General features: G+C 73.0%; 28 protein-coding genes and 1 pseudogene. 13 read left to right on the top strand and 16 right to left on the bottom strand.

Annotation, left to right across the window (positions count from 1 at the left end; genetic code table 11):
* Positions 1–3: 3 nt before the first annotated feature.
* The 3 genes from ACGFZP_RS21820 to ACGFZP_RS21810 are packed head-to-tail and all read left to right on the top strand — an operon-like array spanning position 4 to position 2,446.
* Positions 4–1,590, top strand: coding sequence for a peptidoglycan-binding protein (locus tag ACGFZP_RS21820; protein ID WP_392935394.1), 1,587 nt, complete (start codon positions 4–6; stop codon positions 1,588–1,590).
* Between the two features lie 26 nt (positions 1,591–1,616).
* Complete coding sequence (locus tag ACGFZP_RS21815) at positions 1,617–1,988, top strand: hypothetical protein (RefSeq protein ID WP_392935392.1); 372 nt, start codon at positions 1,617–1,619, stop codon at positions 1,986–1,988.
* Entirely contained in the window at positions 1,985–2,446 is a 462-nt protein-coding gene (locus ACGFZP_RS21810; RefSeq protein WP_392935390.1) for a protease inhibitor I42 family protein, read from the top strand. Before ACGFZP_RS21815 ends, ACGFZP_RS21810 begins: the two co-directional genes overlap by 4 nt.
* Positions 2,447–2,573: 127 nt before the next feature.
* Here ACGFZP_RS21810 and ACGFZP_RS21805 read toward each other — a convergent pair whose 3' ends face one another.
* The 4 genes from ACGFZP_RS21805 to ACGFZP_RS21790 form a co-directional block, all read right to left on the bottom strand.
* Positions 2,574–3,119: a DinB family protein gene (locus ACGFZP_RS21805; RefSeq protein ID WP_392935388.1), complete on the bottom strand. Its 546-nt coding sequence runs from the start codon at positions 3,117–3,119 to the stop codon at positions 2,574–2,576.
* 613 nt (positions 3,120–3,732) lie between these two features.
* Complete coding sequence (locus ACGFZP_RS21800; protein WP_392935386.1) at positions 3,733–4,164, bottom strand: hypothetical protein; 432 nt, start codon at positions 4,162–4,164, stop codon at positions 3,733–3,735.
* A gap of 568 nt (positions 4,165–4,732) precedes the next feature.
* On the bottom strand, positions 4,733–5,236 hold the full coding sequence (locus ACGFZP_RS21795; RefSeq protein WP_392935384.1) for a hypothetical protein: 504 nt from the start codon (positions 5,234–5,236) through the stop codon (positions 4,733–4,735).
* Positions 5,237–5,423: 187 nt separating this feature from the next.
* Positions 5,424–6,287, bottom strand: coding sequence for an alpha/beta fold hydrolase (locus ACGFZP_RS21790; RefSeq protein WP_392935381.1), 864 nt, complete (start codon positions 6,285–6,287; stop codon positions 5,424–5,426).
* Between the two features lie 54 nt (positions 6,288–6,341).
* On the opposite strand from ACGFZP_RS21790, the gene ACGFZP_RS21785 reads away from it, so the two are divergent.
* Positions 6,342–6,947, top strand: a complete 606-nt coding sequence (locus tag ACGFZP_RS21785) for a TetR/AcrR family transcriptional regulator (protein ID WP_392935379.1) — start codon at positions 6,342–6,344, stop codon at positions 6,945–6,947.
* A 574-nt stretch (positions 6,948–7,521) separates the two neighbouring features.
* On the opposite strand, the gene ACGFZP_RS21780 is transcribed toward ACGFZP_RS21785, so the two are convergent.
* Complete coding sequence (locus ACGFZP_RS21780; RefSeq protein WP_392935376.1) at positions 7,522–8,295, bottom strand: hypothetical protein; 774 nt, start codon at positions 8,293–8,295, stop codon at positions 7,522–7,524.
* A 331-nt stretch (positions 8,296–8,626) separates the two neighbouring features.
* Here ACGFZP_RS21780 and ACGFZP_RS21775 point away from each other — a divergent pair, with 331 nt between their 5' ends.
* Complete coding sequence (locus ACGFZP_RS21775; RefSeq protein WP_392935373.1) at positions 8,627–9,424, top strand: ricin-type beta-trefoil lectin domain protein; 798 nt, start codon at positions 8,627–8,629, stop codon at positions 9,422–9,424.
* A gap of 383 nt (positions 9,425–9,807) precedes the next feature.
* On the opposite strand, the gene thpR is transcribed toward ACGFZP_RS21775, so the two are convergent.
* Together thpR and ACGFZP_RS21765 are read right to left on the bottom strand one after the other, a co-directional pair.
* Positions 9,808–10,425, bottom strand: coding sequence for an RNA 2',3'-cyclic phosphodiesterase (thpR, locus tag ACGFZP_RS21770; protein ID WP_392935371.1), 618 nt, complete (start codon positions 10,423–10,425; stop codon positions 9,808–9,810).
* A gap of 64 nt (positions 10,426–10,489) precedes the next feature.
* Positions 10,490–11,227 carry a class I SAM-dependent methyltransferase gene (locus tag ACGFZP_RS21765; RefSeq protein WP_392935368.1) on the bottom strand — a complete coding sequence of 246 codons (738 nt, stop codon included), beginning with the start codon at positions 11,225–11,227 and terminating at the stop codon, positions 10,490–10,492.
* A 279-nt stretch (positions 11,228–11,506) separates the two neighbouring features.
* Between ACGFZP_RS21765 and ACGFZP_RS21760 the strand changes: the two genes are divergently transcribed.
* Positions 11,507–11,881 (top strand): hypothetical protein, encoded by a 375-nt coding sequence (locus ACGFZP_RS21760; protein ID WP_392935365.1) that lies wholly within the window; start codon positions 11,507–11,509, stop codon positions 11,879–11,881.
* Positions 11,882–11,980: 99 nt separating this feature from the next.
* Here ACGFZP_RS21760 and ACGFZP_RS21755 read toward each other — a convergent pair whose 3' ends face one another.
* Complete coding sequence (locus tag ACGFZP_RS21755) at positions 11,981–12,340, bottom strand: winged helix-turn-helix transcriptional regulator (RefSeq protein WP_392935364.1); 360 nt, start codon at positions 12,338–12,340, stop codon at positions 11,981–11,983.
* A gap of 52 nt (positions 12,341–12,392) precedes the next feature.
* Here ACGFZP_RS21755 and ACGFZP_RS21750 point away from each other — a divergent pair, with 52 nt between their 5' ends.
* Positions 12,393–13,280 (top strand): NAD(P)-dependent oxidoreductase, encoded by an 888-nt coding sequence (locus tag ACGFZP_RS21750; protein WP_392935361.1) that lies wholly within the window; start codon positions 12,393–12,395, stop codon positions 13,278–13,280.
* Positions 13,280–13,441 (top strand): annotated as a pseudogene (locus ACGFZP_RS21745) (chaplin); the annotation flags it as partial. The gene ACGFZP_RS21750 and the pseudogene ACGFZP_RS21745, both read left to right, overlap by 1 nt.
* A 92-nt stretch (positions 13,442–13,533) precedes the next feature.
* Here the strand turns inward: ACGFZP_RS21745 and ACGFZP_RS21740 are convergent.
* From ACGFZP_RS21740 to ACGFZP_RS21715, 6 genes are all read right to left on the bottom strand, one after another.
* A complete protein-coding gene (locus ACGFZP_RS21740; protein WP_392935359.1) occupies positions 13,534–13,944 on the bottom strand; it encodes a DUF3052 domain-containing protein in 411 nt (136 codons plus the stop codon).
* 210 nt (positions 13,945–14,154) lie between these two features.
* A complete protein-coding gene (locus ACGFZP_RS21735; RefSeq protein WP_392935357.1) occupies positions 14,155–15,219 on the bottom strand; it encodes a cobalamin-independent methionine synthase II family protein in 1,065 nt (354 codons plus the stop codon).
* A 366-nt stretch (positions 15,220–15,585) separates the two neighbouring features.
* Positions 15,586–15,777: a hypothetical protein gene (locus ACGFZP_RS21730; protein WP_392935355.1), complete on the bottom strand. Its 192-nt coding sequence runs from the start codon at positions 15,775–15,777 to the stop codon at positions 15,586–15,588.
* Between the two features lie 138 nt (positions 15,778–15,915).
* Positions 15,916–16,635 carry a hypothetical protein gene (locus tag ACGFZP_RS21725; protein ID WP_392935353.1) on the bottom strand — a complete coding sequence of 240 codons (720 nt, stop codon included), beginning with the start codon at positions 16,633–16,635 and terminating at the stop codon, positions 15,916–15,918.
* A 270-nt stretch (positions 16,636–16,905) separates the two neighbouring features.
* Positions 16,906–17,430 carry a hypothetical protein gene (locus ACGFZP_RS21720; RefSeq protein WP_392935351.1) on the bottom strand — a complete coding sequence of 175 codons (525 nt, stop codon included), beginning with the start codon at positions 17,428–17,430 and terminating at the stop codon, positions 16,906–16,908.
* A 198-nt stretch (positions 17,431–17,628) separates the two neighbouring features.
* Positions 17,629–18,105 (bottom strand): hypothetical protein, encoded by a 477-nt coding sequence (locus tag ACGFZP_RS21715; RefSeq protein ID WP_392935350.1) that lies wholly within the window; start codon positions 18,103–18,105, stop codon positions 17,629–17,631.
* A 107-nt stretch (positions 18,106–18,212) separates the two neighbouring features.
* On the opposite strand from ACGFZP_RS21715, the gene ACGFZP_RS21710 reads away from it, so the two are divergent.
* Positions 18,213–18,833, top strand: a complete 621-nt coding sequence (locus ACGFZP_RS21710) for an L-threonylcarbamoyladenylate synthase (RefSeq protein WP_392935348.1) — start codon at positions 18,213–18,215, stop codon at positions 18,831–18,833.
* A 165-nt stretch (positions 18,834–18,998) separates the two neighbouring features.
* Positions 18,999–19,583: a choice-of-anchor C family protein gene (locus ACGFZP_RS21705; protein WP_392935345.1), complete on the top strand. Its 585-nt coding sequence runs from the start codon at positions 18,999–19,001 to the stop codon at positions 19,581–19,583.
* Positions 19,584–19,656: 73 nt separating this feature from the next.
* Here ACGFZP_RS21705 and ACGFZP_RS21700 read toward each other — a convergent pair whose 3' ends face one another.
* Both ACGFZP_RS21700 and ACGFZP_RS21695 read right to left on the bottom strand, forming a co-directional pair.
* A complete protein-coding gene (locus tag ACGFZP_RS21700) occupies positions 19,657–21,195 on the bottom strand; it encodes a TolB family protein (RefSeq protein WP_392935343.1) in 1,539 nt (512 codons plus the stop codon).
* 332 nt (positions 21,196–21,527) lie between these two features.
* A complete protein-coding gene (locus ACGFZP_RS21695; protein ID WP_392935340.1) occupies positions 21,528–21,830 on the bottom strand; it encodes a DUF4193 domain-containing protein in 303 nt (100 codons plus the stop codon).
* A 1,351-nt stretch (positions 21,831–23,181) separates the two neighbouring features.
* Between ACGFZP_RS21695 and ACGFZP_RS21690 the strand changes: the two genes are divergently transcribed.
* The 3 genes from ACGFZP_RS21690 (at position 23,182) to ACGFZP_RS21680 (ending at position 24,782) form a co-directional block, all read left to right on the top strand.
* Positions 23,182–23,628 carry a hypothetical protein gene (locus tag ACGFZP_RS21690; protein WP_392935337.1) on the top strand — a complete coding sequence of 149 codons (447 nt, stop codon included), beginning with the start codon at positions 23,182–23,184 and terminating at the stop codon, positions 23,626–23,628.
* Between the two features lie 224 nt (positions 23,629–23,852).
* Positions 23,853–24,401 (top strand): TetR/AcrR family transcriptional regulator, encoded by a 549-nt coding sequence (locus tag ACGFZP_RS21685; RefSeq protein WP_392935335.1) that lies wholly within the window; start codon positions 23,853–23,855, stop codon positions 24,399–24,401.
* 24 nt (positions 24,402–24,425) lie between these two features.
* Positions 24,426–24,782, top strand: a complete 357-nt coding sequence (locus ACGFZP_RS21680; protein WP_392935333.1) for a hypothetical protein — start codon at positions 24,426–24,428, stop codon at positions 24,780–24,782.
* Positions 24,783–24,920 lie beyond the last annotated feature (138 nt).

Raw genomic sequence — 24,920 nt, 5'->3', positions numbered from 1 at the left:
CCGATGCCCGACCACGACGCACATCCGCTCGGCATCGACCCGGGCAACCACCGGCAGCAGGTCGAGCGGCTCAAGCAGACCATCGACAAGTCGCACGGCATGTGGGGCGCCGGCGACCTCAAGTACGCGGTGCACGACGCCCTTCAGCTCGACGCGCCCAAGGGCGACCCGGGCAGGCTCGGCGAGCTGGCCGCCGCCTACCACAACGCGGGCACCCAGCTGGACCAGGTCCAGCTGGACGTCTCCCGGACCGTCTCCGAGCGGCTCCCGGAGGCCTGGACCGGCCAGGTCGGCGAGAAGGCCGCCGAGGTCGTCAAGGCCTCCGCCGACGACCTCCAGCGGTGCCGCGAGACCCTCGCCAAGGGCCACGACCACCTCAAGGCGCTGGCCGGCTCCCTCGGCGAGGCGCAGGCGCTGCACGGCCGCGGCGACGCCCCGCTGCGGGAGGCGCTCGGGCTGCTGCACGACATCACCGTCGGCGGCGCGCCGGACCCGGTCCACTGGGACGACGACAAGATGCACTCCGCCCACGCCAAGGCCAAGGACGGCATCAAGTCGATGCACGACGCGGCGGTGAAGGCCGAGGACGCCGGTCGCGCCGCGGCCCGGGAGCTGAACGCGCTGGCGGGCAAGGCGTTGGCCGGCAAGTTCAAGAACAAGGGGCTCGGCGCGGCCGACAAGCTGGTCCTCGTCGACGCCTCGGTGGCCGGCTCCGACAAGGCGGGCGCGATCCTGAGCGCCAACGACGTGACCCGGGCCGGCCGGTTCATGGACGAGATGAGCGACGCCGACCGGGCCCGCTTCGACGAGCTGCTGGCCGGCGCGAAGTCCCCCGAGGAGCGCGCCTACCTGATGAAGGCGCTGGCCGCCGGGCACGGCTACGACGAGGTGAAGGCCTTCGGCGCGCAGATCCACGAGCACGGCGACGACCCGAACTGGCTCGCCCAGCGGATCTCCCCCGTACAGCTCGACTCGCTCTCCCCCGGCCAGGCCGACACCGGCTACGGGGGCGTCGTCTGGGAGCAGGGCCAGCACCCGACCTGCGTGGCCGCCTCGACGGTCACCGCCCGGGCGATGGTCGACCCGCTGTTCGCCTTCCAGCTCACCACCGGCGGCCACCCCGGCGACCCGAAGTTCGACAACGGCCAGGCGGCAAAGGACCGTTGGGACAAGGAGACGAACCGGGTCTACGACTCGGAGGGATCCTGGCACGAGTTCATCGCGGACGGCAGGTACGACTACGAGTCCAAGGACATGGCCAACGACGAGATCGCCAAGCACACCGGCGCGACCTACCGCACCGTGGACCTGGACGACGACGCCGAGAAGCGCCGCGACGTGCTGGCCCAGGTCGAGGCGGCGGTGGACCAGGGCAAGCCGGTACCGGTCGGCGTCAAGGAGGACACCTGGATCCGTCCGGACGGCCACCAGATGATGATCATCGGCCACCGCGGCGACCAGCTGGAGATCTACAACCCGTGGGGCTACACCGTCTGGGTCAGCGAGAGCGACTTCGTCGACAACCACATGGAGGGCGCCGCCGCCGGCGGCGGGATGCCCATCGCCGACCACGTCCAACTCCCCCGGTGAGGAACCCTTTGAGCACTCCGCAGTCCATGAGCGACAGCCGGCTGGCCGCGCTCGACATCGAGGTCCTGCTGCGGTTCGGCCTGCCGTCACAGGGAGCGCACCGCTCGACCCTGTTCGGGGACGGCGCGGTGGGCGCCGCCATCACCGTCGACCGGCTGGGCGTGCTGCCGCGCGCCCTGGTCTTCCTCGGCGAGGTCGTCAGGGCAGGCGGCACCCGGTACGCGGCGGCCCTGCCCGAACCGCTGCCGGGCCCGGCGGCGCCGGTGGCGCAGAGGTGGCTGGAGGCGGCCGCGACGGTCGCCCAGGACCCCTCCGGGGACCTCCTGGTCGCCCGCTGGCTGGACGCGGTCGCGGCCGTCCTGGCCCTGCGGGTGACCAGCCGGGAGGCGGCGTCGTGACGAGGCGTCGGATCCTGCTGACCGTGGCCGCCGCACTGGTCGCCGTGGTCGCGGCGGGGGCGGTGGGGGTCCAGCTGCTGACCCGCGGCAAGCTCGACCACGGCAGGGTGTTCACCGCCGTCTCGGGGCAACTCACCGTCAGACCCGGGCAGTTGTTCTCGATCGAGGTCGGCGCCTACCCGACCTGGGGCGACACCTGGCACCTGGCCGACCCCGGCCCGGACGCGGCCACCGTCCAGAGCGCGGGCCAGGAGTTCGTCGACAACCTCGGCCTGGTGTCCGGCCACTACGACAACGTGCTCGCCTCGGGCGGCCACTACTACTTCGTCTTCCGGGCCGGGAATCCTGGCCAGGCGACGATCACGCTGCGCAGCAGGTACGGGGACAACCCGCACCCGTCGGCCGACAAGACACCGGAGATGCTCGGTCGCAGCTTCACCGTGGACGTGCGGGCGTAGCGAGAACACCGTCGAGGGCCCCGGGGTCGAGAGCCGGTCGGGGCCCGGACCGGACGGCCCGCCCCTCCGAGGACCGGAGCCTCGGAGGGGCGGGCCGTGCGGCGCTGCGCCGGGGGCCCACAGGGGGTCAGCCCATGCTCTTGGCCCCGTCCAGGGCCTCGCGGATGATGTCGGCGTGACCGGCGTGCTGGGCGGTCTCGGCGATGATGTGGAGCAGGACGCGGCGGGCGGACCACCGGACGTCGCCGTCGAACCAGGGCGCCTTCGGCAGCGGGTGGGAGACGTCCAGGTCGGGCAGGGTGGCGACCAGGTCGTCCGTGCGGCGGGCGACCTCCACGTAGTCGGCGAGCACCCCGGCCAGGGTCTCGCCGGGCAGCAGCCGGAAGCTGTCGTGGCGCTCGGCCAGGTCCTGCTCGGTCATGGCGGTGAAGTCCGGCATCGCGGACGGGCCTTCGAGGATGAACGCGACCCAGGTCTTCTCGACCCCGGCGACGTGCTTGAGCAGGCCGCCCACGCAGAGCTCGCTCACGGTGGAGCGCTCGGCGGCCTGTGCGTCGGTCAGCTCGTTCGCGGTGAAGCGCAGGAAGAACCGCGCCTGGCCGAGCTGCTCCAGCAGGTCCGCGCGCTCGCCGGTGAGGGCCGGGGTCAGGGTGTCGGTGGTGGGCTCGGTCATGGTCTTCTCCGCCTTCGTGAGGTGCTGTGCTGTGGTGCGCTGCGCTGTCCTGTCGACGAGACATACGATAGGCGGGATCTAGGTCAGGTCATGGCCTAGATCGCCTTCGGCCGCACTTCGGTTGCTCTCGGGCGGTCGCGGCCGGCCTCCCGGCGCACCGGAGTTGGCTCTGCGTCACATCCGCTGGAGCCGGCGCTGCCGCGTCTTCGGCATCTGCGTCGCTCGCGGTCGACGGGGTCCCCCGGCCCCGGCGCCGCGGGCAAGCACCGGTCGCCCTCGAAGCCGGTCCTGAGCGACGAGCCCGCAGTCCCGCCCTCGCGCCCGCCGCCCCATACTGGCCACCATGCAGTTCACCACCGGTGGCACCCGCGGCCCGCGGTTCGACGAGGACGGGTACGACCTGCGCCTCGGCAACAACGTCTACGGCTTCCTCCCGTCGGCGGCGAGTGCCCCCGGTGCCGGGCCCGGCGATGATCTCCGCGAGCGTATCCGGGGCCGTCCCTCGCCGGGCAGGCGCCCCGGCGGACCCTGGTCACGAGGTCCGCGCGGTCACGGTGTCGGCGGGCCCGCGCAGAACTGCCGCGGAGCAGGAGGGCCGCGGCGCCGGATGGGCTCAGGGCCTGGTCCGCTCTCCGCCGAACCAGGCACGGACCTCCTGCTCGTTCGGCCAGACGAGGGCCACGACGGCCACCACCAGCAGCAGGAGCCCGAAGAACCGGAGCACCAGCAGGAGCGGCAGGGCGAGAGCGAGTGCCGCCCAGCCGTAGGCGCGGGCGGATGCCCTCACATTGGGCCTCCGGGTAGGGAACTGCAGAGCGGTGAGGATCCCCCATGCGGCCACCGCCAGCAGGAGGACGCCGGCGAAGGTGACGAGCCCGGCGTGCGCCTCGCCCTGCGTCCGGCAGCACTGCTGTGACACCCCGTCATTGCCCCAGACCGCTATGGCCACCGAGAGGCTGTTGGTGACCAGGAACAGCCCGGAGACCGCCTGAGCGGCGCCGAGGACCGTCATCAGCACACGCAGTCTCCGCACCAGCTGGGGCATCCCCTCCTCCCCCAGCGGGCCCGGGCCTGATCCCGGGCCTGGGCCTGGGCCTGAGCCTGGGGGCCACTCCCGACCGCCGCCGGCGCCGCCCGCGTGGAGCCCCTCGTCCTCCGGGTGTTCCCAGGGCCGCCTGTTCTCCGCACCCATCGCATCCCCCCGGGCTCTGCGCCGAATCCACGTGGTCCTCGCGCAATCGTCCGGTGCCCCACAACGCCTGTCCAGACCGTCCAAGCCGCAGCACCGCCCGGATCACCCGCCGGTCGGTCTCCGGTGACACCGGCCGAGTTGGACCGGTCCGGCCGGGCGCTCACGGGTCCAGGGTGAGAACCCCGAAACACGTCGTGCCGGGGCGCTGGCAAAGATCACGCGGATCGGGCGACGGGTGGGCACCCGGTCGGGCACTCGGCGGACCCGCCGGCGGCGGACCGCCGCTCCCTCGTCCAGCAGGAGCGGCAGGGCGCAACCCCCGCCCACCAGCACCGCCCACACGCCGACCGCACCCCACTGCCACCGCTTCACGGCATCCCCTCCATGCGCCTTCCGCAGCCGCACCGGCCGCGCGCCGGTCTCACGCTGTCGGCGTCGAACCGGTCCCCGCGGCCGCGGGGCAGTCATGGTGGTGGGGCGGGGGGCTGACGATGTTGAGGAGGGGTTCCTCCCCTTCCGGGATCTCGAAGGTGAAGACGACGCCGGACGCAGCCTGGACCGAGCACTGGGTACCGAAGGTCAGGGGTTCGTACGGCTGCCAGGCGCAGCCGGCCCGGTCGAGAGCCCCGGTCACCTCGGCGTACTCGGGTCGGCCGGGAAACGCCTCCCTGCCGACCAGGCCGGCAGGGAGCTCCACAACGTCGCGCCAAGTCTGGAGACAGATCAGGATGGTCTTCCGGCAGCGGCAGACACTGAGTTCGAGGTCGCCGTAGGCGAACAGGCGCGGCCAGGACCGGCGCTTTTCGACCAGCACTTCAAAGGGCTCGCCGAGTGCTTCGGTCACCGTGCCCCAGGACGCGCCGGTCGCGACCGGACCCAGCCGTCCCGATCGGGCGAGTTCCGTCAGGACGTCGAGTAGCTCCATGAGGCGGGAGCCTGTCACCTGTGGGGACGGCTGTCGAACGGATTGGGCGGTGGGGGCGGGTGGCGAAATCGGGTGCCCCCTGCGCGAGGCCCTTGTGGGACCTGACGCTTCGTCAATTCCGGCCTCCCCCGGTGGACGGGTTCTTCTCGCCGACCCACCGGCCTTCGCAGGCCCCTCCGCAACGGGTCTATCGGCCGACGGCGTGGAGGATGCGGTCGGCCACCAGGTCCGGCTGGTCGGTCGGCAGTGCGTGGCCGGCGTCGGGCACGATCTCCACCCGGGCCGAGGGCACGAGCCTGCCCAGGCGGTCGGCGACCTCGCGCGGGTCGTGCAGGGTGCTGCGTGCGCCGAGCAGGAAGAGCGAGGGGGCGCTCAGGGCGCGCAGTTCCTCGTCGGAGAAGACCGGGGGTACCGGGAGTGCGCGGCGAAATCCCATCGACGCGCGCATCAGGCCCATCAGTTCGCTCTCCAGGATGGTGCTGTTGCCGACCAGGCGGGCCAGGCGGGGGCGGAGCGGGCGGGGTGCGGCTGCGGCGAGTCCGCCGGCGATGAGCCAGGCGTAGAACCGGGGTCCGAAGCCGGCGAAGCCCGCGGGGTCCAGCAGGGTCAGGGAGGCGGTGCGGCCGGGGTGGTGGATCTGGTGGTTCAGCGCGAGCCAGCCGCCGTAGGAGCAGCCGACGAGGTGGGCGGCCGGCACCTCCAGTGCGGCGAGGAGTTCGTCCAGCCAGGCGGCGCCGTCCCGGCCGTCGCCGATGGGGGCGCTCTGCACGCTCGCGCCGGGCTCGCCGACCGTGTCGACGGCGATGACCGGGCGGTGCCGGGACAGCCTGTCGATGTACCGGTACCACATCAGCGCGTTTCCGCCCGAGCCGGGCAGCAGGACGATCGGCTCGCCGCTCGGCGGGCCGGTCCGGTAGACGCGGGTGGTCCCGAACGCGGTCGGGAGGTCGAGCACCGTCCGCCGGCCGGGCCACAGTTGCGCAAGCGTCCGCTCGTAGGCGGTGCGGAATCGGTCCTGGGCCCGGTCGTTCTTGAACTGGCTGATTCGCATGATACATATGTATCACAGCATGATACGGGTGTACCACGAGAGGGAGGTCGCACCATGGCCGCACAGGCGGATCACGAGGAACGTCGACGACAGATCGCCGAGGCGCTCCTGCGTATCGCCGACACCCAGGGCCTGCAGGCGGCCAGCATGCGGGCGGTCGCCGCCGAGGCCGGCGTCTCCCTGCGGCTGGTGCAGTACTACTTCACGACCAAGGAAGGGCTGCTGCTCGACGCACTGGCCAGGCTCGGCGCCCAGCTCCAGGCCCGCATGGAGCAGTGGATCCGCGCGGCGGGATCCCCGCCCACGCCGCGCGGCATCGTGACCGCGGTCCTCTCGTGCATCCTGCCGACCGATCCGGAGAGCCGCCGGATCACCAGGACCTACTCCGCCTACTACACGCTGGTGCTCAGCGACCCCGAGGTGCTGGAGAAGCACGGCGCGCGCCAGCCGGAGCTGCTGGAGGGCTTCCTCGCCAAACAGCTCCGCGCGGCCCAAGAGGCCGGGCAGATCGACTCCGACAAGGACCCCGAGATGACCGCCGCCGGACTGCTGGCCATGGTCAACGGCCTCGGCTCGAGCGTGCTGGGCGGCCAACGCACCGGCGACGCCGCCCTGGCGATCCTCACCCATCACCTGGACGAGCTGTACCGATCCCCCTGAAGCAGCCGGCGAGGCCCGCCCCGGGTACACATTCCAGGGGCTTCTGTAATCGAACAGTCACTCCATGAGAGGTTGGCTTCGGCGCGTCCATGCGGATGCGCCACGTGCACGGCCCGATTCCGCCTCCGGGGGGGGGAGATCGCGTTGGCTGCCGATCCCGTCTCGCCACTGGCGATTCAGGGCGTTCGGGGGGCGTGGTTTTGGCAGTGCGGGACGCCCTGGTCTAGGGCCTGTGTGATGTTGTGATCAGTTGAGCGGTCGCACGAGGCCCTCTATCCAGATCATCGAGGCGCGGAGGTGAAGGCCCGCCAGGTAGCTCTTGTCCGCGGCGACCGCGCCGGGCCGGGGTAGGGCCCGGACCTGCCGATCGGCAGGTAGGGATCGATCAAACTCCACTGCCCGTCGGTGAGTTGCCTGCGCGTCACAGCCGACATTCCTACCGGGTTCCGCCCCGGAACAGGGGCAGAACCCGAAGATTGATCACAACAGCACACAGGCCCCAGATCCTGGAGGAGCCGCCGGCTCGTCCACCCTGCCGGTCGCCGGCGGCGGCGACCGGCAGGGCACGCCCGGCTCAGGCCGGGTAGGCGATCGAGCCGAGCGGCGGGCAGGGGCCGAGCGTGGTGCCGGCGCCGGGGCGCTCGACGAACTCGCGGGCCCAGGCGGCCTGCTGGCGGTGGGCGTCCAGGCCGTCGGCGTACCAGGCGTCCTGCCTGGCACCGGCGTAGTTCCACGTGTCGTCGATCAGGCTGAGGCTGACGTTCTCGGCGCTGCGCTGGAAGTCCGCCTTTATGGCGGCCGCCCGCAGCGCGGTCTGGACGGCGGCGAGTTCGACGCGGGTGCACAGGACACCGGGGCTGTTCGGCTCGCGGGTGGGCAGGGGTGCCTGCGGCAGCAGCGCCACCCCGGTGTCACGGCGGCCGATGTTGTCGACGGTCGACTGCTGGGCCTCCTGGATCATGGCGTACATCTCCCGGTGCAGCCAGAAGAGTTCGTCGAGATCGGCCTGGGTTATGCGCATCCGTTCGTACAGCGCCCAGAAGCGGGGGTCGCCGTGCAGCAGCGAGCGGATCGGTTCGAGGTGCACCGCCACGCAGTCGTTGTACCCGGCCGCCACCGCCGCCTCGAACCGGAACACGGCCTGCTCCACCTGCCCCCGTGCACACGCCAGCCCGGCCAGGCTGGAGTGGCCCGCCGCGACGAGCCACGCGCCGTCGGGCCCGAGCGTCGAGGCGCGCGCGACGATGCTCTCCAGGCCCCTGGTGCCCACCGCGTCGGCGCCACGGCTGATGAGGTCCACCAACACCTCGTACAGGTGCTGGGTCAGTGAGTTGACGGTGTCGGCCATGGATCTCCTCTGTGGTGGTGGAGAGCGGAGCACGTGCTGATCCTGCGTAGGTTTCCGTGGAGAAGACAGCCGAATCGGGTGATCGGTTCCGGGAGCCGCACGTACGCGATTCGGCCGGATCGGCCGCGCGCCCGGCCTGCCCGGACCTTCCCGTGCCGCGCCGCACCCCCCTCCGTACGTGGACGGACCGTTGGCGTGATCTCCGCCCAGCCCCTTGACCGTGGACATGACGCGCCAGAGGCTTTCGCACGGCCCGCACGAGTGCCACACAATCACCACAAGTGCTTCACAGGCGGGCCGGTTAGGTCACCCTCTCCGAAAGGACCATCCCGTGCGCCGCACCTCCGCGCTGCTCGCCACCGCCCTGCTCTCCGGGGCCGCCGCACTCACCGCACCCGCCGCAAGCGCCACCGGCACCAGCGCCACCGGGTCCGCCGCCCAGGGCGCCCAGAGCGCCCAGAGCGCGCAGTCCGCACCGGCCGTCGCAGGCCCGGGAGGCGTGGGGAACTGTACTGTCGGCACCAACGGCTGGGGCTTCTCCGGCACCTGCTCGGGCATCGACCCGATGCAGACCTGGTCCGTCGGGGGCACCTGTGTGAGCTACGACTACAGCACCGGAATGCCCTCCTACTCGTACACGTCCAGCCTCACGGTCGCCGGCAACACCACTGTCACCACCATGGCGTGCTACCCGGGGACGCCGTACTACGGCAGCATCTCGTTCGGTCCCGCGGCCCCGGCCGGCCCGGTCGGTCAGATCACCGGCTTCGCGAACAAGTGCCTGGACGTGCGCGGCGGCAGCATCGCCAACGGGACCCCTACCCAGATCTGGGACTGCCTCGGCAACGTCAACCAGACGTGGAAGGTCGGCGCCGACGGCACCATCCGCGCCGTCGGCGCCTGCCTGGAGGCCCAGGGCGGAAACACCGCCAACGGCACCCGCGTGCAGACCTGGGCCTGCAACGGCACCGGCTCCCAGCAGTGGCGGGTCCGGGCCGACGGCTCGCTCCTCAACCCGCAGTCCGGCCGCTGCCTGGACGTCACGGGAGTCTCCAGCGCCAACGGGACGCAGGTGCAGCTCTGGGACTGCCTCGGCACCGCCAACCAGACCTGGCGCGTACCCGCCTGACGCGACCCGACCGCCCGGTCGGCACCTTCACCGGCGGCGGTCCGACCCCTGCGGCGGCGCGCACGGCTCCGGCCCGGCAAGCGGGCGGCCTGCTCCCGGCTGGCGGTCCACACGTCCGTACCGGCGGCCTGGACGATACCGGCGCCCCCCGCCGCGGCCAGTGCGCTCAGCGGCTCCACCATCATTGCTGACGGCCCCGGCCATCGACGGCATCCCCCTGCCGGAACTGACGGTCGTTCAACTCCGTTGGTTCCGGCGCAGGAAGACCGGGCGCGGCCCGATCCGGATTGTGATCCACCCCGGATCGGGCCGCCGGCGGGCCGGCCATCGGTGAACCGGCCGGCGCCCGTCTGCCGGCGGGCCGACCCTCTCCCGCCCGTCGGCTACGGCTCGGTGAGGGCGCCGTCGCCCCCGGCCCGGACGGCGGCGCCCAGTCGCCACGCCTCGATGTCGCGGTAGCGGATCGGCCCGGGGCCGCGGCCGATGTTGCTGCCGACCAGGTGGAGGTACTCGGTCCGCCACGGCCTGCCCACGAACCCGGCGAGCCCGGCCGCGGCCTGCGGCACGCTGGCGGGGTCGTCGCGGCGGGAGCGCGCCAGGGTCAGATGGGGGTGCAGCGGGCGGTCCCTGAACTCGATGCCGCAGGATCTGACCAGGGCCCGGACGTCGGCGGCGAGCAGGTGCAGCCCCTCGAGGTCCCCGTCGATGCCGCTCCACAGCAGTCGCTGGTCGAAGTGGCCGCCGCCCCGCAGGCCCAGGTCCAGGGCGGGGTGCGACGCGGCCTGGGCGGCCAGCGCCGCCCGCAGCGGCGGCACCGCCGTGGACGGCAGTTCGCCGAGGAAGGCCAGGGTGATGTGCCAGTCCTCGATCCGGTTCCACCGCAGCTGCGGGTAGCTGGCGTAGGCGGGCTGCAGGGCCCGGGCCAGCTCGTCCTTGGCGTCGTCGGGCGGGGCCAGTGCCACGAAGACGCGCAGGGTCGAGGGCTCGGGGTGATCGTCCACGAAGGGGGAGGTTAGCCGAGGACGGGCCGCCTGCGCCCACCGGGGGCCGCCGGGTCGGCGCCCGCTACCCCGCCGGGCCGTCCGGGGTGGCGGCGACCACGAACCAGTGGGCCGGCAGCGCGACCCGGGTGCCGTCCGGGTGGCGCTCGCTCATCGCGAGGTCGGTCCCGCCCTGGTCGAGGATCTCCAACCCGGCGCCGTGCAGCAGCTCGGGCAGTTCGCCCGGGGCGACCTCGGCCGGGCGCAGCTGGTGCTTGCGGACCAGGCGGAGCTTCTCCGGCGGGCCGCCGGGCCGTTCGGCGACCTGTTGGAGCACCGTCTTGGCGGCGGCGGTCGGCTCGACCACGAAGCCCCGGCCGCGCCGGCCCAGCAGCAGGGCGACGGCGGCCGCGACCGGCGCCCGGTCGGCCGGGTCGCTCTGGTGGAGCACCGCCCGCAGGTAGACGTTGGCCTCGCCGAGCCGGTCGCCGAGCCGCCGCACCCCCGCCAGGTCGGTGAGGTCGAGCTGCTCGAACTCGGCCACCGCGTCGCGGTCCGACCGCCGGGCGTGTGCCACGGCCGAGGCGGACAGGTCGACGCCCACCGCGCGCGGGAAGTGCCCGGCCAGGTAACGGGTCTGGGTGCCGTTGCCGCAGCCGAGGTCGACGATCGGCAGCGTGCGGTCGGCGTGGCCTGCGAGCAGTGCGGTGTGCGGGGCCGCCGTCAGCGTCGGATCCGCGTCCCAGAACGGCTCGCCCGGCTCGCCCGTGTTCTCCGCCCAGAAACCCTCCCACGCGCGCACGTAGCGCTCCGAGGTACTCATCGGCAGGTCTCTCCCGGGTGTCGTGGCAGCGAGTCCCAGCCTCCATACCGGCGCCCGCACCAGCGGAAACCCCGCGGCCGGATCCTTCACACCGCGTTCGACCCCCACACCGGTAAACCACCCGATCGGCTGGCCCCGGCCACACCTGCGGCGGGACTTTCACGCACCCGCCGCGGCACCGGTCCCGGCGTCCCGGCCCCATGACGCGTCCGGCGGATAATGGCCCGCGCCGCAGTCGGCTGCGACTTCGGCACCGAGCGGATGAGAGGCGGAGGACGGATGCCCTTGAAGGAAGGCCAGCGTGTCGGGCTGGCGGAGGACCTCGGGATCGGCGAGGCGGTCGCCGGGGAGCCCGGGGCCGTCGTCGGGTTCCTGTCCCTGCCGGCCGGGACCGAGGGCACGGTCGAGCGGGTGGACGGGGAGCTCCCGGAGAGCCGGGAGGTCCTCGAGTACCAGCGGCTCAAGGCGCTGTTCGAGGAGTACGGGCACACCATGCCCGCGGAGAGCCTCAAGCGGCTGGAGGCGGAGATCTCCGCGCTGGAGCCGCAGTGGGCCGCGCACCGGGAGCGGGGGAACCGGGTGACGGTGCGGGTCCGGCTGGACAACGGCTTCGTCCTCGACGGGACGCACGAGGACATCCTCACCCCCCTGTAGCGGGCGGCCTGCCCCGTACCCACTTATTTGTGGGTACTGGGCAGGGCGGTGCGTGGCGGGCAGGCTGGATCCCGGCAGGCGGGGGGAGATGACGGCAGGTCAGGAGGCTGCCGGCTCGGCCGGTTCGGCGGTCAGGCGTTCGAGGCGTTCGTGGCCCCAGTCGGAGACGGGGCCCAGGGCCTCGGAGAGGCGGCGGCCGAAGCCGGTCAGGGAGTAGACGGTCTTCAGCGGGAGGACGTCGTGCACCTCGCGGTGCACCAGGCCGTCGGACTCCATCTCGCGCAGCGCCTGGGTGAGGACCTTCTCGCTCAGGCCCGGCAGCCGTCGGCGGAGTTCGGCGGGCCGGTGCGGGCCGCCCTCCAGCAGCCAGAGCAGGGACGTCTTCCACTTGCCGTCGATCACGGAGATCGCGGCCGTCACCCCGCAGACGTTCGGGTCCATGGCCCGGCTGCGCGTCATCCCCGCCCCCTTTGTTCTCGATGTCCACCACCATGTCTACAGGAGCCGAAGTATGTCCACCAACCACATACCGTCCGCCGTCACCGTGCTCGGCCTCGGGCCGATGGGCCGCGCCCTGGCCGGCGCCTTCGTCGGGGCCGGGGTGCGTACCACGGTCTGGAACCGGACCCCCGGGCGGGACTCCGAGCTGGCCGCCCAGGGGGCGGTGAGCACCGCGACCGCCGAAGAGGCGGTGGCGGCAAGCGAGTTGGTCGTCGTCTGCGTGGTGAACTACGACGCCTCCGACGCCGTGCTGCGCCGCCCGGAGGTCACCGCCGCGCTCAGGGGCCGCACGGTGGTCAACCTGACCGCCGACTCCCCGGATCGGGCCAGGGACACGGCCGCCTGGGCGGCGGAGCACGGCGTCGGGTACCTGGACGGCGCCATCATGACCCCGGCCCCGAGCATCGGCACGCCGCAGGCGGTGTTCATCCACAGCGGTCCGATGGAGCTGTACCGGCGGCACCAGCCGGCGCTGGCGGCCCTCGGCGGCACGCACACCCACCTCGGCGAGGAGATCGGCCGGGCGGCCGGGTTCGACATCGCGCTGCTGGACATCTTCTGGACGGCGATGGCCGGGTACGTGCACGCGCTGGCGCTGGCCAGGGCGGAGGGGATCAGCGGGCGGGAGCTGGCGCCGTTCGCCCAGGGCATCGGCGCGATCCTCCCGCCGCTGTTCGCCGAGTTCGCCGAGGACTTCGACAGCGGCACCTACTCGGGCGCGATCAACCCGCTCACCTCGGGGGTCTCCACGATGGCGCACGTCGTGCACACCGCCGAGTCGCACGGCATCGACTCCGGCGTGATGCGCGCGGCCGAGGGGCTGGTCCGCCGGACCATCGCGCTCGGCCACGGCCAGGACGGTGTGAGCCGCCTCGCCGAGGTCCTCGGCCGGCGCTGAACTCCGCCGGAGCGGGCGGCGCCGTCGTCCACTCCCCCGGTTCCCCCAGCGGCGACATGGTCCAGGCCCCCGCCCACGTCCCCGTCAGCGTCTGCGGCAACGCCTGCAGCGTCATCGGGCTGCTCGACCCGGCCTTCGGCAACGCCCGCAGCGACAGGTGACGCCCCGGAGCGGGACGGCGTGAACCGCCGCCGGCGGCAGCGAGGCCCTGCGGTCCAGGCGGACCGCAGGGCCTTCGCCGGGTCCGGTGCGACTACCGCTTCGGAGCCACGAGGCGGGCGCCCGCCCAGCCCTCGGCCACGGAAACGGACTTGGTCTGCGACAGGCCCGCGGTCTGGGCGGCCTCGCTGACATCACCGGGCTCCAGGTAGCCGTCACGTCCGCTCTTCGGCGTCAGCAGCCAGATGATGCCGCCGTCCTCGAGCAGTCCGATCGCGTCGACCAGCGCATCGGTCAGGTCGCCGTCGTCGTCGCGGAACCACAGCAGGACCGCGTCAGCGACATCGCCGTAGTCCTCGTCCACCAGGTCCTGGCCGGTGATCTCCTCGATCGCCTCCCGCAGCTTCCTGTCGGCGTCGTCGTCGTACCCGATCTCCTGGACCACCTGGCCGGGCTGGAAGCCCAGCCGTGCCGCGGGATTGATCCGCTCCTCTGCCACTGACATCGCCGTTCTCCTTCATCTCGTTCCACCACCCCTTACAGAAGGTAGCCAACCAGATACGGGAAGCAGCGAAGGCGGGCCCCGCGCGCCCGGCGCGGATCAGCCCGGCGAAGGCCCCGGGCCGCGGCGGTCGGCGGGTGGCAGGTGGCAGGACGTAGAGCGGGGCCGCACGCCGGGGTGAGCGGCGGCCTGCCGCCGCCGCTCACCCCTGGGTCACAGGCCGAGCGCCTGCCCGGCCAGGGCGGTGCCCCGCACCCGTGCCCCGATCTTGGCGAAGGCCACCTCGCGCGAGGTGGAGGTGTCGTCGGCGAAGGGCGAGAAGCCGCAGTCGTCCGTGGTGCCCAGCTGCTCGACCGGGATGTACCGGGCCGCCAGCAGCACCCGGTCGCGTACCTCCTCCGCCGACTCGACGACGGGGCTGATCGGGTCGGTCACCCCGACGAACACCCGGATGCCCGGGCGCAGTTGGTCGGCGATGATGCCCAGCACGCGGTCCGGGTCGGCCTCGCTGGCCAGCTGGACGTAGAAGTTGCCGACCTTCAGCTGGAAGAGCCTGGGCAGCAGGTCGGCGTAGTCGACGTCCAGGCTGTGGGTGGAATCGTGGTCCCCGCCGGGGCAGGTGTGCACCCCGAGGCGGGCCCGCTGCTCCTCGTCGAACCGGCCGAGCACCTCGTTGTTGAGGCTGACGAACTGGTCGAGCAGGCCGCCGGACGGGTCCAGCTTGAGGGACAACCGGCCCTCGGTGAAGTCGAGTTGGACGCTGTGCGCGCCGGCGTCCAGGCAGCCCCGGATGTCGGCCTCGGCCTCGGTGGCCAGGTCGGCCAGGAACGCCTCGCGCGAGTACCCGGCGATGCCGTCGGCCGGGTAGAGCAGGCTCAGTGCGGAGGGCGCGATGACCGCCTGCTTGACGGGCCGCTCGGTGTGCCGCTGCGCCTCGCGCAGGTAGCTGTGGGCACCGACCTGGTAGCGGAAGGGGCCCTCGGTCAGCACCGGCAGCTGCCTGGTGTGGCCGTCGGCGAAGGGGATGACGGCGCCGCCCGGGTCGAGGGTGGTCAGCCCGGCGAGGGGGTAGGTGACGAAGCTGGGCTTGCTCTGCTCGCCGTCCACCAGGACGGTGCAGCCCAGCTCCTCCAGCGCGGTGAGGGTTTCGGCCGTGGCCTGGGCCTGAAGCTTCGTCAGATCGGCTTCGCTCAGGCGGCCTTCGGCATGTTCCGCGAGGGCGTCCTGGAGGGCGCGCGGGCGCGGGATGCTGCCGATGGGCTCCGTGGGAATACTCATGACAGTGAAGGTAGGAATCGCCAACGACCGGTGCAATAAGGCCTGGACGCCGATTCGCCCCTTCTCGGCGGCCGGTACCGTCGCCTCATGATCGGGAATCCCGCAGGTCAGCGGCGCGACGGTGGGCGGCCGGGGCCCGGGGCAGGATCGCCGACCGGGCGCGGGGCGCCTGGGATTGCTTGCGGAAGTTCACTACATCGGTTCGATTCCGGCCCGAAATTGACCCGATCAGGAGCCGTTCTGCCACAATGCCCACCCGGTCGGTCGGCGACGGGCAGGCCTAAGGCCTCCGCCAACTCTCCCCGTGCAGCCGTCTGTTCACCGGCGGGGAGCCCCGGGCTCCGCCCGCTCTGCGCGGTGCGGCCGTCAGCAGTCGGCGTCGCCGGAGTTGGGGCGGCGGGAGGACTTCGCCACGGCCTTGAAGGCGACGAGGAGCCCGTCACGGGCGACCCCCGCGAACAGCACGGCGACCCGCATCCGGTAGCTGCGGGCGTACCGGGCGCGGAGGGAGCGGACTGCCGTGTCCTGGCGGGGCGACGGGTGGCGCGACTCGTTCATGAGGGGACGGTACCCCGGGGGCCCGGCATGATGCCGCAGCGGGCCGGTCCGGGCGGTGCACGACCGGTACCCGGGCCGGAAACGGCCGGTGCGGGTGCCGGGCCGGAAGACCCGGCTGCGGCACCCGCACCCGTACCGCTACTTCCAGGAGATGGCGCCCTTGCCGAGGCTGTACGGGGAGCCCCAGTACTCGGCGCCCGAGACCTTGGTGGCCGTCGGGGCGAGGGCGACGGCGCAGCCCTGGGCGGTCTGGCCGTTGGTGAACCCCTTCGGCAGCGAGGGGCTCGCGCACTTGGCGAAGCTGCCGATGATCATCAGCTCCTGGGCCTCGCTGCCGTCCGGCAGGAGGCCCTTGATGTGGTCCACGCTGGTGAAGGACAGGTCGGTGGTGCCGGTGTTGGTGATCGTGTAGCGCACGTAGTACGGGACCAGGCCCTTCACCTTGTCGCCGAGCTTGAGCGCGTCCAGGTCGGTCGGGTCGCCGGCCTCGATGGCGCTGACGGACAGCGCGATGACGCCCTTGGTGCTGCCGGAGGTGAACTGCACCTGGGCGGGCTGGCCGAGCTTGAAGGTCTGCCCCGGGGTGGCGTCCTTGCCACCGCCGGCGGCCGGGGCGGGCGCGCTGGTGGGCGCGCCGCCCGGGGCGCTGGCGGACGGGCTGGCGGCCGCCGGGGTGGTCGGCGCGGCGGCGGGCGTGCTCGCGGCGGCCGACGGGGTCGTCGGGGCGGCGGCCGGCGGCGGGGTGCTGATCGCCGTGTCGGCCGCGTTGTCGTCGTTGCAGGCGGTGAGGGTCAGTGCGCCGACTGCCGCGAGAGCGGCGAGCGTCCACATTCGCTTGCCGGTGTGGATGCTGCTCATAGGAGGTCCCCCCGTGTTCCGGGCCGTCAGGCGGCGGCCCTGCTCACACGTTAGTAGCGTGGCGGAGGGGGCCCGCGCCATGGCTTTGGCGCGCTCTTGACCCGGATGTGACGTGATCGCGTCGGGGTTGTTGACGAGCCGATACGGACGGGAGGTGCCCGGGGCCGGTCAGGTGTGCACCTGCGGGCCCGCGGGCCCGGTGCGAGGCGCGCCGGGGGCCCTCGGGGGCGGCCGCGGCCGGGGTGGAGGCCGGCTGCCGAGCCCGGACGGTCAGGCGGCTCGGCAGAGCTCCGCGACGCTGGTCGGGGCGCCGGCGCGGGCCACGGCCGCGGGCAGGGAGAGGGCGGTGCGGGCGGTGGCCGCGGCCTGCGAGCGGCCGCGTGCGAAGACGACCAGGCGCAGCACCGCGAAGCGTGCGATGCCGGCGAGTGCGGAGGCCGTCAGGTAGACGGCCTGTTCGAGCATCGCACCGGGCGCCGCCGCCAACTGGTGCAGGGCGAACATCGCCGCGCAGGTCACCGCGTACGCCGCCACCGCCGACCCGGCCGACTGCGCGTGCTGGCGCCGGGTCGCGCGCCCGCCCGCGCCGAAGGTGAAGCGCGCGTGCAGCTCGGTGGCGAGGAGCGTGGAGAGCGCGGTGACCAGGGCGTTGGCGAGGGCCCAGGGAATCCGGGAGGCGAGGGCCGCCACGGCGAACCCGGAGGCGACCCCCACCCCGCCGCCGCAGAGCACGAAGCGGGCGAAGGCCGTGAACGCACCGGGCGCCGCCTGTTGCCGGTCCTGTGCTGCCTTCATGGTCCCGCCCCCTCTTGATGACTCGTCACGTGAGTGCACGCCGTCGTTTCCGATGATGGAAAGCTACGTTGCCTTTACGGTTCACGCAACAAGATTGTTGCGTGAAATGTATATAAATGCAGGTGAGAGCGGCAGTATCGTTGCAATGATCGAGAACATAATGCAACGTCAACCCGGTACCCTCCGCACTCCGTCCGGCTAGAGCCAGGCCACCAGGTGCGACAGTCCGTTGCCGGGGTTGTCCGCGGCGGCCGACGGCGGGCGCAGTTCGGCCAGCTTGACCGGAACCGCGTCCGGCACCAGATCGATCCGGTGGATCGACTCGACGCCGTCGGCGGCCGACAGATAGGCGAGCGCCTTGCGGTCCGGGGAGAGCACCGCGCCCGAGACGAACCGCTGCTCGGCAGGCAGCAGCGCCGCCACGCCCTCGACCCGGCCGAAGTCGGCCGCGAACCCGATGCGGTAGAGGTTGTCCCGTGTCCCGCAGAGCAGCTGGCGGCCGTCGAGCCAGAGCCGGGGGATGCAGCCGGGCGGCACCTTCTCCGAACCGGGCACGGTCTTGGAGCCCGCCCCGGCCGCACCGAGCACCAGCGGTTCCACGATGCCGTCGGCGGCCCCGGCCGCCTGGTCGTCGCGCCACAGCACCGCGTTCTGCCGGGTGTAGCCGGCGGCCACCTTGCCGCCGGGGGCGACGGAGACCCCCTCGGGCGAGAGGCCTTAGGTGGGCGGGTTCCGGCGCGGGCCGGTCCGGGGCGGGTGGGTGGATCCCGTAGGGTCGGCCAATGGCGAAGTACTTCGACGTGCACCCGCAGACCCCCCAGGCCCGCACCATCGGCACCGTGGCCGACAGCCTCCGCTCCGGAGCCCTCATCGCGTACCCGACCGACTCCTGTTTCGCCCTGGGCTGCCGCATGGGCAACCACGAGGGCCTCGAACGGATCCGGTCGATCCGGCGTCTCGACGACCGCCACCACTTCACGCTGATGTGCGAGAACTTCGCCCAGCTCGGGCAGTTCGTCCACATCGACAACGCCGTCTTCCGTGCCGTCAAGGCCGCGACGCCGGGCAGCTACACCTTCATCCTCCCCGCCACCAAGGAGGTCCCGCGCCGCCTGATGCACCCGAAGAAGAAGACGGTGGGGGTCAGGATCCCCGACCACGTCGTCACCCAGGCGCTGCTCGCCGAACTCGGCGAACCCCTCGTCTCCAGCACCCTCCTGCTGCCCGGCGAGGACGAGCCGCTGACCCAGGGGTGGGAGATCAAGGAGCGGCTCGACCACGTGCTGGACGCCGTGGTGGACTCCGGCGACTGCGGCACGGAGCCGACGACGGTCGTCGACTTCTCCAGCGGCGAGGCGGAGATCGTCCGACGCGGAGCCGGCGACCCCGCGCGCTTCGAGTAGCCCCCAGGGCCTGGATATTTCGAGGAATCCAAGAGCAGGGCATTAGGTGGGATTAAATGTCTTTCTTTCGGGGGCTTTTTCCGACCCCTGAACCTCCCTATCTTATTTGTGGACACACCGTTTCGGTGTGATGCCACCCGTTCGGGAGGGGAAACCGTGCTTGCCATGCGCGCCTGTGCCATCGCCGCCACCTCTGTCCTGCTCGCCAGTGCCGCCACCACCGCCTCGGCGCAGACCGTCAGCCGCTTCGACGACGGCAGCTTCGAGTACCCGAGGGCGGCGGCCAACAGCTTCACCCCCCTGGCCGCGGGGCAGACCATCGGACCGTGGCGGGTGACCGCGGGGAGCGTCGACCTGATCGGCGCCGGCTTCTGGCAGGCCGCGGAGGGCGACCAGTCCGTCGACCTCAACGGCTCCAACTCCGGCGCGGTGGCCCAGACCTTCTCCACCGTCCCCGGCGCGACCTACACCGTCACCTACGCCCTGGCCGGAAACCCCGCGGGCGCCCCGGCCCTCAAGACCGGAAGCGCCCTCATCGACGGGCAGAACTTCCAGGACTTCTCCTTCAACACCACCGGCAAGTCGTTCACGAACATGGGATACGTCGGCCGGCAGTTCACCTTCCAGGCCACCGGCTCGGCCACCTCGATCGGCTTCACCAGCACCACGGCCAACAGCGCCTACGGGCCGGTCGTCGACGACGTCCAGATCCAGCGCTGCGCGCCCTGCCCGCCCTGCGGCACCAGCTGACCGGCGCGGCACCCCGGCCGGGCGGGGCCATCCGGCTCCCGCCCGGCCGACGCGTGCCCGCGGCGGCTACCGGTCAGCCGTCACCGTCCTCGTCGGCGTCGCCGTGGTGCCCGGTGGTGCGGGCGAAGACCTGGTTGTCGGCGGTCGCCGGGCCGCCGGCGCCGGCGGTCAGGTTGCCGCTGGTCGAGCCGAACACCACCGTCCGGCCGCGGGCGTCCACGGCCGGGGCGATCGAGGAGCCGTTGCCGAGCGAGCCGTCCGGCGCGGTGGCGACCCGCTCGGTACGGCCGGTGCGCAGGTCGTGGCGGTAGACGTCCCAGTCCCCGTCCGGGTGCTGCGGGCCCGCCACCAGGTTGTCGGCGGCGGAGGAGAAGTAGACCCAGCGGTTGTCGGCGGTGATCCGGCCGTGGTCGGAGGAGCCGACCGAGGCGGTGCCGGGCAGGCCCCCGCTGATCTTCGTCACGGTGCCCTTCCCGAGGTCCCGGACGTACAGCACGGTGTGGTACCGGTGGCCGTGGGTCGATCCGCCGGGCTCGGGCAGGGCGTAGACCGCGCGCCGCCCGTCGGGGCTGATCGTCGCGTCGAAGCTCGCGTAGCCGAGGTTGCCGTCGAGGTCGATGCTCGCGGCGGAGATGCGGCCGGACCCCACGTCGTACGTGTAGTAGGCGCCGGTCGTCGGCCGGGCCAGGTCCGGCCGGGCCGCGCTCTCCCGGGCGCTGCGGGGCTCGGCCGGGGCGGTGCCCGGGGCCGGCTCGACGTCGGCGGGGGCGGCGCCCTTCGCGGCCGGGGCGGCCGGGGCGGGGGTCTGCTCGGCGGGCAGCAGGTTCCCGGCCAGGGAGGTGAAGCCGATGGTGCGGCCGTCCGCGCTGATCGTCGGGTTGAGGGACATGCCGTCGCCCGGCGCGCCGTCCACGCCGCGGGTCACCAGGCGGGTCTTCCCGCTCCAGCGGTCGGTCACGTAGATGTTGTAGTCCCAGGTGTAGGGCCTGGCCAGCGAGGGCTCACCGCCCCGGAGGTCCGGGACGAGGTCGGTCCGGCTGGAGGTGAAGGCCACGTAGCGGCCGTTCGCGCTGATCGAGGGCGCGTACGAGGCGTGGAACCGGTCGGTGTCGGTGCTGGTGAGCCCCCCGCTGACCAGCTCGGTGCGGCCGGTCCTCCGGTCGCGGACGTACACCTCGCCGCGCCCCTGGACCTGCTTGCCGGGCACCACGTCCGCGGCCTCGCTGTCGAAGGCGACGTAGCGGCCGTCGGCGTTGATCGCGACGTAGTCGGTGAAGCCGTCCAGCGCGTTGCCGTCGTCGGACAGGTTGACCCGCTCGGTGCGGCCGGTCCTGAGGTCGCGGACGTAGGCGTCGCGGGCGCTCTTCGCGGGCTGGGACACCAGGTTCGTGGCCCACGAGGTGAACAGGGCGTAGCGGCCGTCGGCGCTGACCGCCTGGCTCCATGACTGGCTGTCCGGTACGGCGCCGTTCAGTCCGACGCTGATCTGGACGGTGCCGCGCGGTGCCGGGCCGGCCTGGGCGGGGGCGGCGGTCGCGACGAGTACGGCGGTCGCCGCGAGGATGCCGCCGCCGGCCAGCCACCGGTTGCCGGTGGTACGGGTGCGTGCCATGAGGTCCGTCCTTCCCCTGGGATCGCCCGGCCGGGCTCCCTCCCGGCGACGGGCTCCAGGAGAGCCAATCGTCGGGAGGCACCGCGGTCAACGGCCGCGGGTGATCTCGGCGGAAGATACGTCAACGGACGTATCCCGCAGGGGGGTCACCGGTGGTACGGGGCCACGCCCGAGGCGCGGCCGGCGGCGACGGGCCGGTTCGTGCGGTGCCGGGCCCGTCCCGGGCGGTGCCGGGTGGTGCCGGGTGGTGCCGGGTGGTGCCGGGCGGAACGGACCCGGGGCGGCACCGGCCACCGGCGCCGCCCCGGGTGTGTGTCCGGGTGTGCGTCCGGTCAGTCGCAGTCGCGGCAGACGGGCCCGCTCTTGTCCGCGCGCGCGAGCCGGCTTCGGTGGTGGACCAGGAAGCAGCGGGTGCAGGTGAACTCGTCGGCCTGCATCGGCTGGACGGTGACGGTGAGTTCCTCGCCGGAGAGATCGGCACCCGGCAGCTGCACGCCGTCGGCCGACTCCAGCTGGTCGACGGCGTCGATGCTGGAGGACGAGGTGTCGGTGCGTCGGGCCTTCAGCTCCTCGATGCTGTCGTGCGACCCCTCATCGGAGTCGGTCTTGCGGGGGGCGTCGTAATCGGTTGCCACAGGTGGTGGTTCCCTGTCCTCGTGGGTGTAGAGCCGTGTCGTGTTTGCGGTGCGCCCGGTGGTGTCCGCGATGGGTGGAGCGTTCCCCGGCCGCAGCGTCCGCTGTGCGGGATGATGATGTCAGGCGCCGGCACCCGCGCCCGCTGCCGAGGCGGTCGTGCGTGCCGTGTGTCCGGCGAAGACGTCCGATGGACGGCGTCGCCGGAGCGTGGCGGCCGTGTGGAAGAGGGCTCCGGCCTTCCCCTCGCCCCGGTCGCTCGCCTGCCGCTCCCCCGCCGGGCCGCGGCGGCGCGGGCGGGCCTGCCGGTGCCGGGATCCTCCAGCCGGTCCGCACCGAAGAAGGTCGGCAGGCCTGCCGACCGTGCCGACGGATCGTCGGAACCCCTCGCCATGATCGGTGTCACGGCGCCGGGCCCCGCCGTCGCGGCGCCGTCGCGCGCGAGCCGCGCCACTGCCCGTGGCGCGTCGACCCGGGCGCGGGTCGGGCCCCGGTGGCAGAAGATCCGTTGATGCTCCGGTGACTGTCCGCTGTCACGGTCCGGCACCGTCCACGACGATACAACGGGTGAAGCATTCATGCGCAAACGGCCCCGCGGGACCGCCGTCGACGCCACCGCGGCGGCGGGCGCCCGGGGCGCCGGGACGACCGGCTGCGGCCGGCGCCCGGGCGCGGCGTTTGCCGGACGGCCGCTGCGGACCGGGTGCACCCGGGCGCGGCACCGCGGCGCAACGGCCGAGGGCAGCCGCAGGGCCGGGGCGCGGGCTCCGGGGAGAGCCGGGCCGGGGCCGGTACCCCGCCCGCGGGCAGCGCGGGCGGGCCGGACAGGGGCAGGGCCGGACAGGAGCGGGGGCAGGGGCGGCGCACGGCCCGGGCGCACCCCGACGGGTGCGCGCCGGGCCGCCGTCACGGGCGCCGGGGGCGCCGAGGGCTGCCGGGGCCGGTCAGCCGTAGGAGACCCACCCCTGCTGGGCCAGGGTGTTCGGCGGGCAGTAGACGCACACGTCCTGGAAGGTCGTGTAGGGGCCGGCCGTCCGCGTGGTTCCGTTCGAGCAGCTGACGTCGACCCACCACTTGGTGGTGCCGGTGGCCCTGCGCCCGGGGCCGAATCGTCCGAAAGTCGCGCCCGCGACGCGGCCCCGACGGGGACCGCGCGGCACCGCCCGCTCGGCCGCCGCGGGCCTGCCGCAGGTCTGCCGCGGGCGGGGACGGCGCCCCGCGGTCCGATGAGGTGGCGCTCCGTGTCGGTCCGTATGCATCCGGCCCTTCGCGGATTGAATCGTCCCGTTCATCGACCCGCGGTATCGATCCGCGGCGCCGTGCGGCGCCGCACGAACGAGGGGAGTCCCGCCCATGGCACTCGTACCGGGCGGCACCTACGGCATCAACAAGCCCGACGAGCAGTTGCTCAGCCTTCTGGGGCCGGCGGAGAACGTGGTTCTCCTCCCGCCCACCGAAGGCGAACTGGAGGCGCAGTCGTGGGAGGTGGAGGAGCTCGACAACGGCAACGTCGTGCTCCGCAACCAGCGGCACCGCTCCTACGCGGGCTACGAGGGCGACCCGAAGGAGAACTCCGAGGTGGTCGGCTCGTCCGAACCCCGGGAGTGGGAGCTTCGCCCGGCGGGGCATCCGGACATCTTCCGCTTCCACGTGGTCGTCCCCGGAGGGCCGGTCAGGGGCACCGAGCTGGCCCTCGACCTCAGCGTGCTGGACATCGCCCCGCAGCGGATCGCGCTGCGGCCGCTGGACGTCCACGACGAGCAGCAGGCCTGGGGCTTCCTGATCCACATCCCCGGCTAGGGCCTGACCGGTAGCCGGACAGCGCCCCCCGAAAGTCCGGTCCAGGGCCCGGTCCTCCACCAGGCCCTGGACCTTCTCCGCGGAACGCCGCACCGCGCCTCACCGCCGCACCACGCGATCCGCTGACGCCCGGTCACCCGGCTGCCCGGCCGCCCAGCACGCGCGGGCGAGTTTAGGAACGATTGTTCTTGACTGATCGTTCCCCAACTGCGTACGGTCATCCCATGGGACGGCCAAGAGGATTTGACGAAGCCGAAGTGATTCGGTCGGCGGCGGAGCTGTTCGCCAGCCGGACTTACGACGGCATCTCCATCGATGACCTGGTCACCCGCCTCGGGGTGCACCGCAACAGCCTGTACAAGACGTTCGGCAGCAAACGCGGGCTCTACCTGGACGCGTTGCGATGGTCCCTGGACCACGACCTCGCGCCACTGATCGACCGCATCGCCGCAGCCGCCGGCCCGCTTGAGGGAGTGCGCGAGGCCCTCGCCGCACCGGCCCCGGGGGCGGGTCTCGACCTGCTGCTGCTGGCCGCAGCCGAACGCGCGCCGGAGGACACCGAGGTGGCCGACATGGTCGCCGAAGCATTCGCCGCCCTGGACCGGGCCACCGGCGCCCTGGTCCGGGCGGACGACGGCGGCGAAGCGCCCGCCCTGGCCACGGCGCTCACCGCAGCAGTCCTCGGGCTGCGCCTACGGGCCAGGTCCGGCGCTGCGGGCGCGGCCGTCGACCAGGCCGGCGCCGCCCTTGCGCAGCGCCTCGACCAGCACTGAACCAGCCACCGCAAAGGACCCGACATGGCCAACGTCAGTATCGACGGCGACAACCTGATAGTGGAGATCGAGGGGCTCGACAAGCTCTGGGCCCTCAAGAGCCGACTGGTCATCCCCCTGGCCAACGTCCGCGGCGCGACCGCCGATCCGGGGATCTCCCGGGAGTCGAAGGGCTTTCGGGCCCCCGGCACCCACTTCCCCGGCATCATCACCGCCGGCACGTTCCACATCCACGGGGACCGGGTCTTCTGGGACGTCCACGACGCGGCCAAGGCCGTGGTCATCGAGCTGGCGGACAAACGCTACGCCCGCCTGGTCGTCGAGGTCTCCGATCCGCGCGCGACCGTGGCACTCGTCGAAGGTGCCGCGGCGGCGAACTGACTCCTGCGCGGTGACCGCCGCCGGATCCGGGCCGATCCGGCGGCCGTCACCCAGCACAACCCAGCACAGCACCCCGCGAACGCCCATCCCACTGGAGCCACGACCTGGCGCAGCCGGGCACTTTCCGCCTTCGCAGCC

It is taken from the genome of Kitasatospora sp. NPDC048239, assembly GCF_043202015.1.
Lineage (GTDB): Bacteria > Actinomycetota > Actinomycetes > Streptomycetales > Streptomycetaceae > Kitasatospora.
The sequence above is the reverse complement of the archived record's forward strand: the minus strand, read 5'-3'. Positions and strand labels throughout refer to the sequence as shown.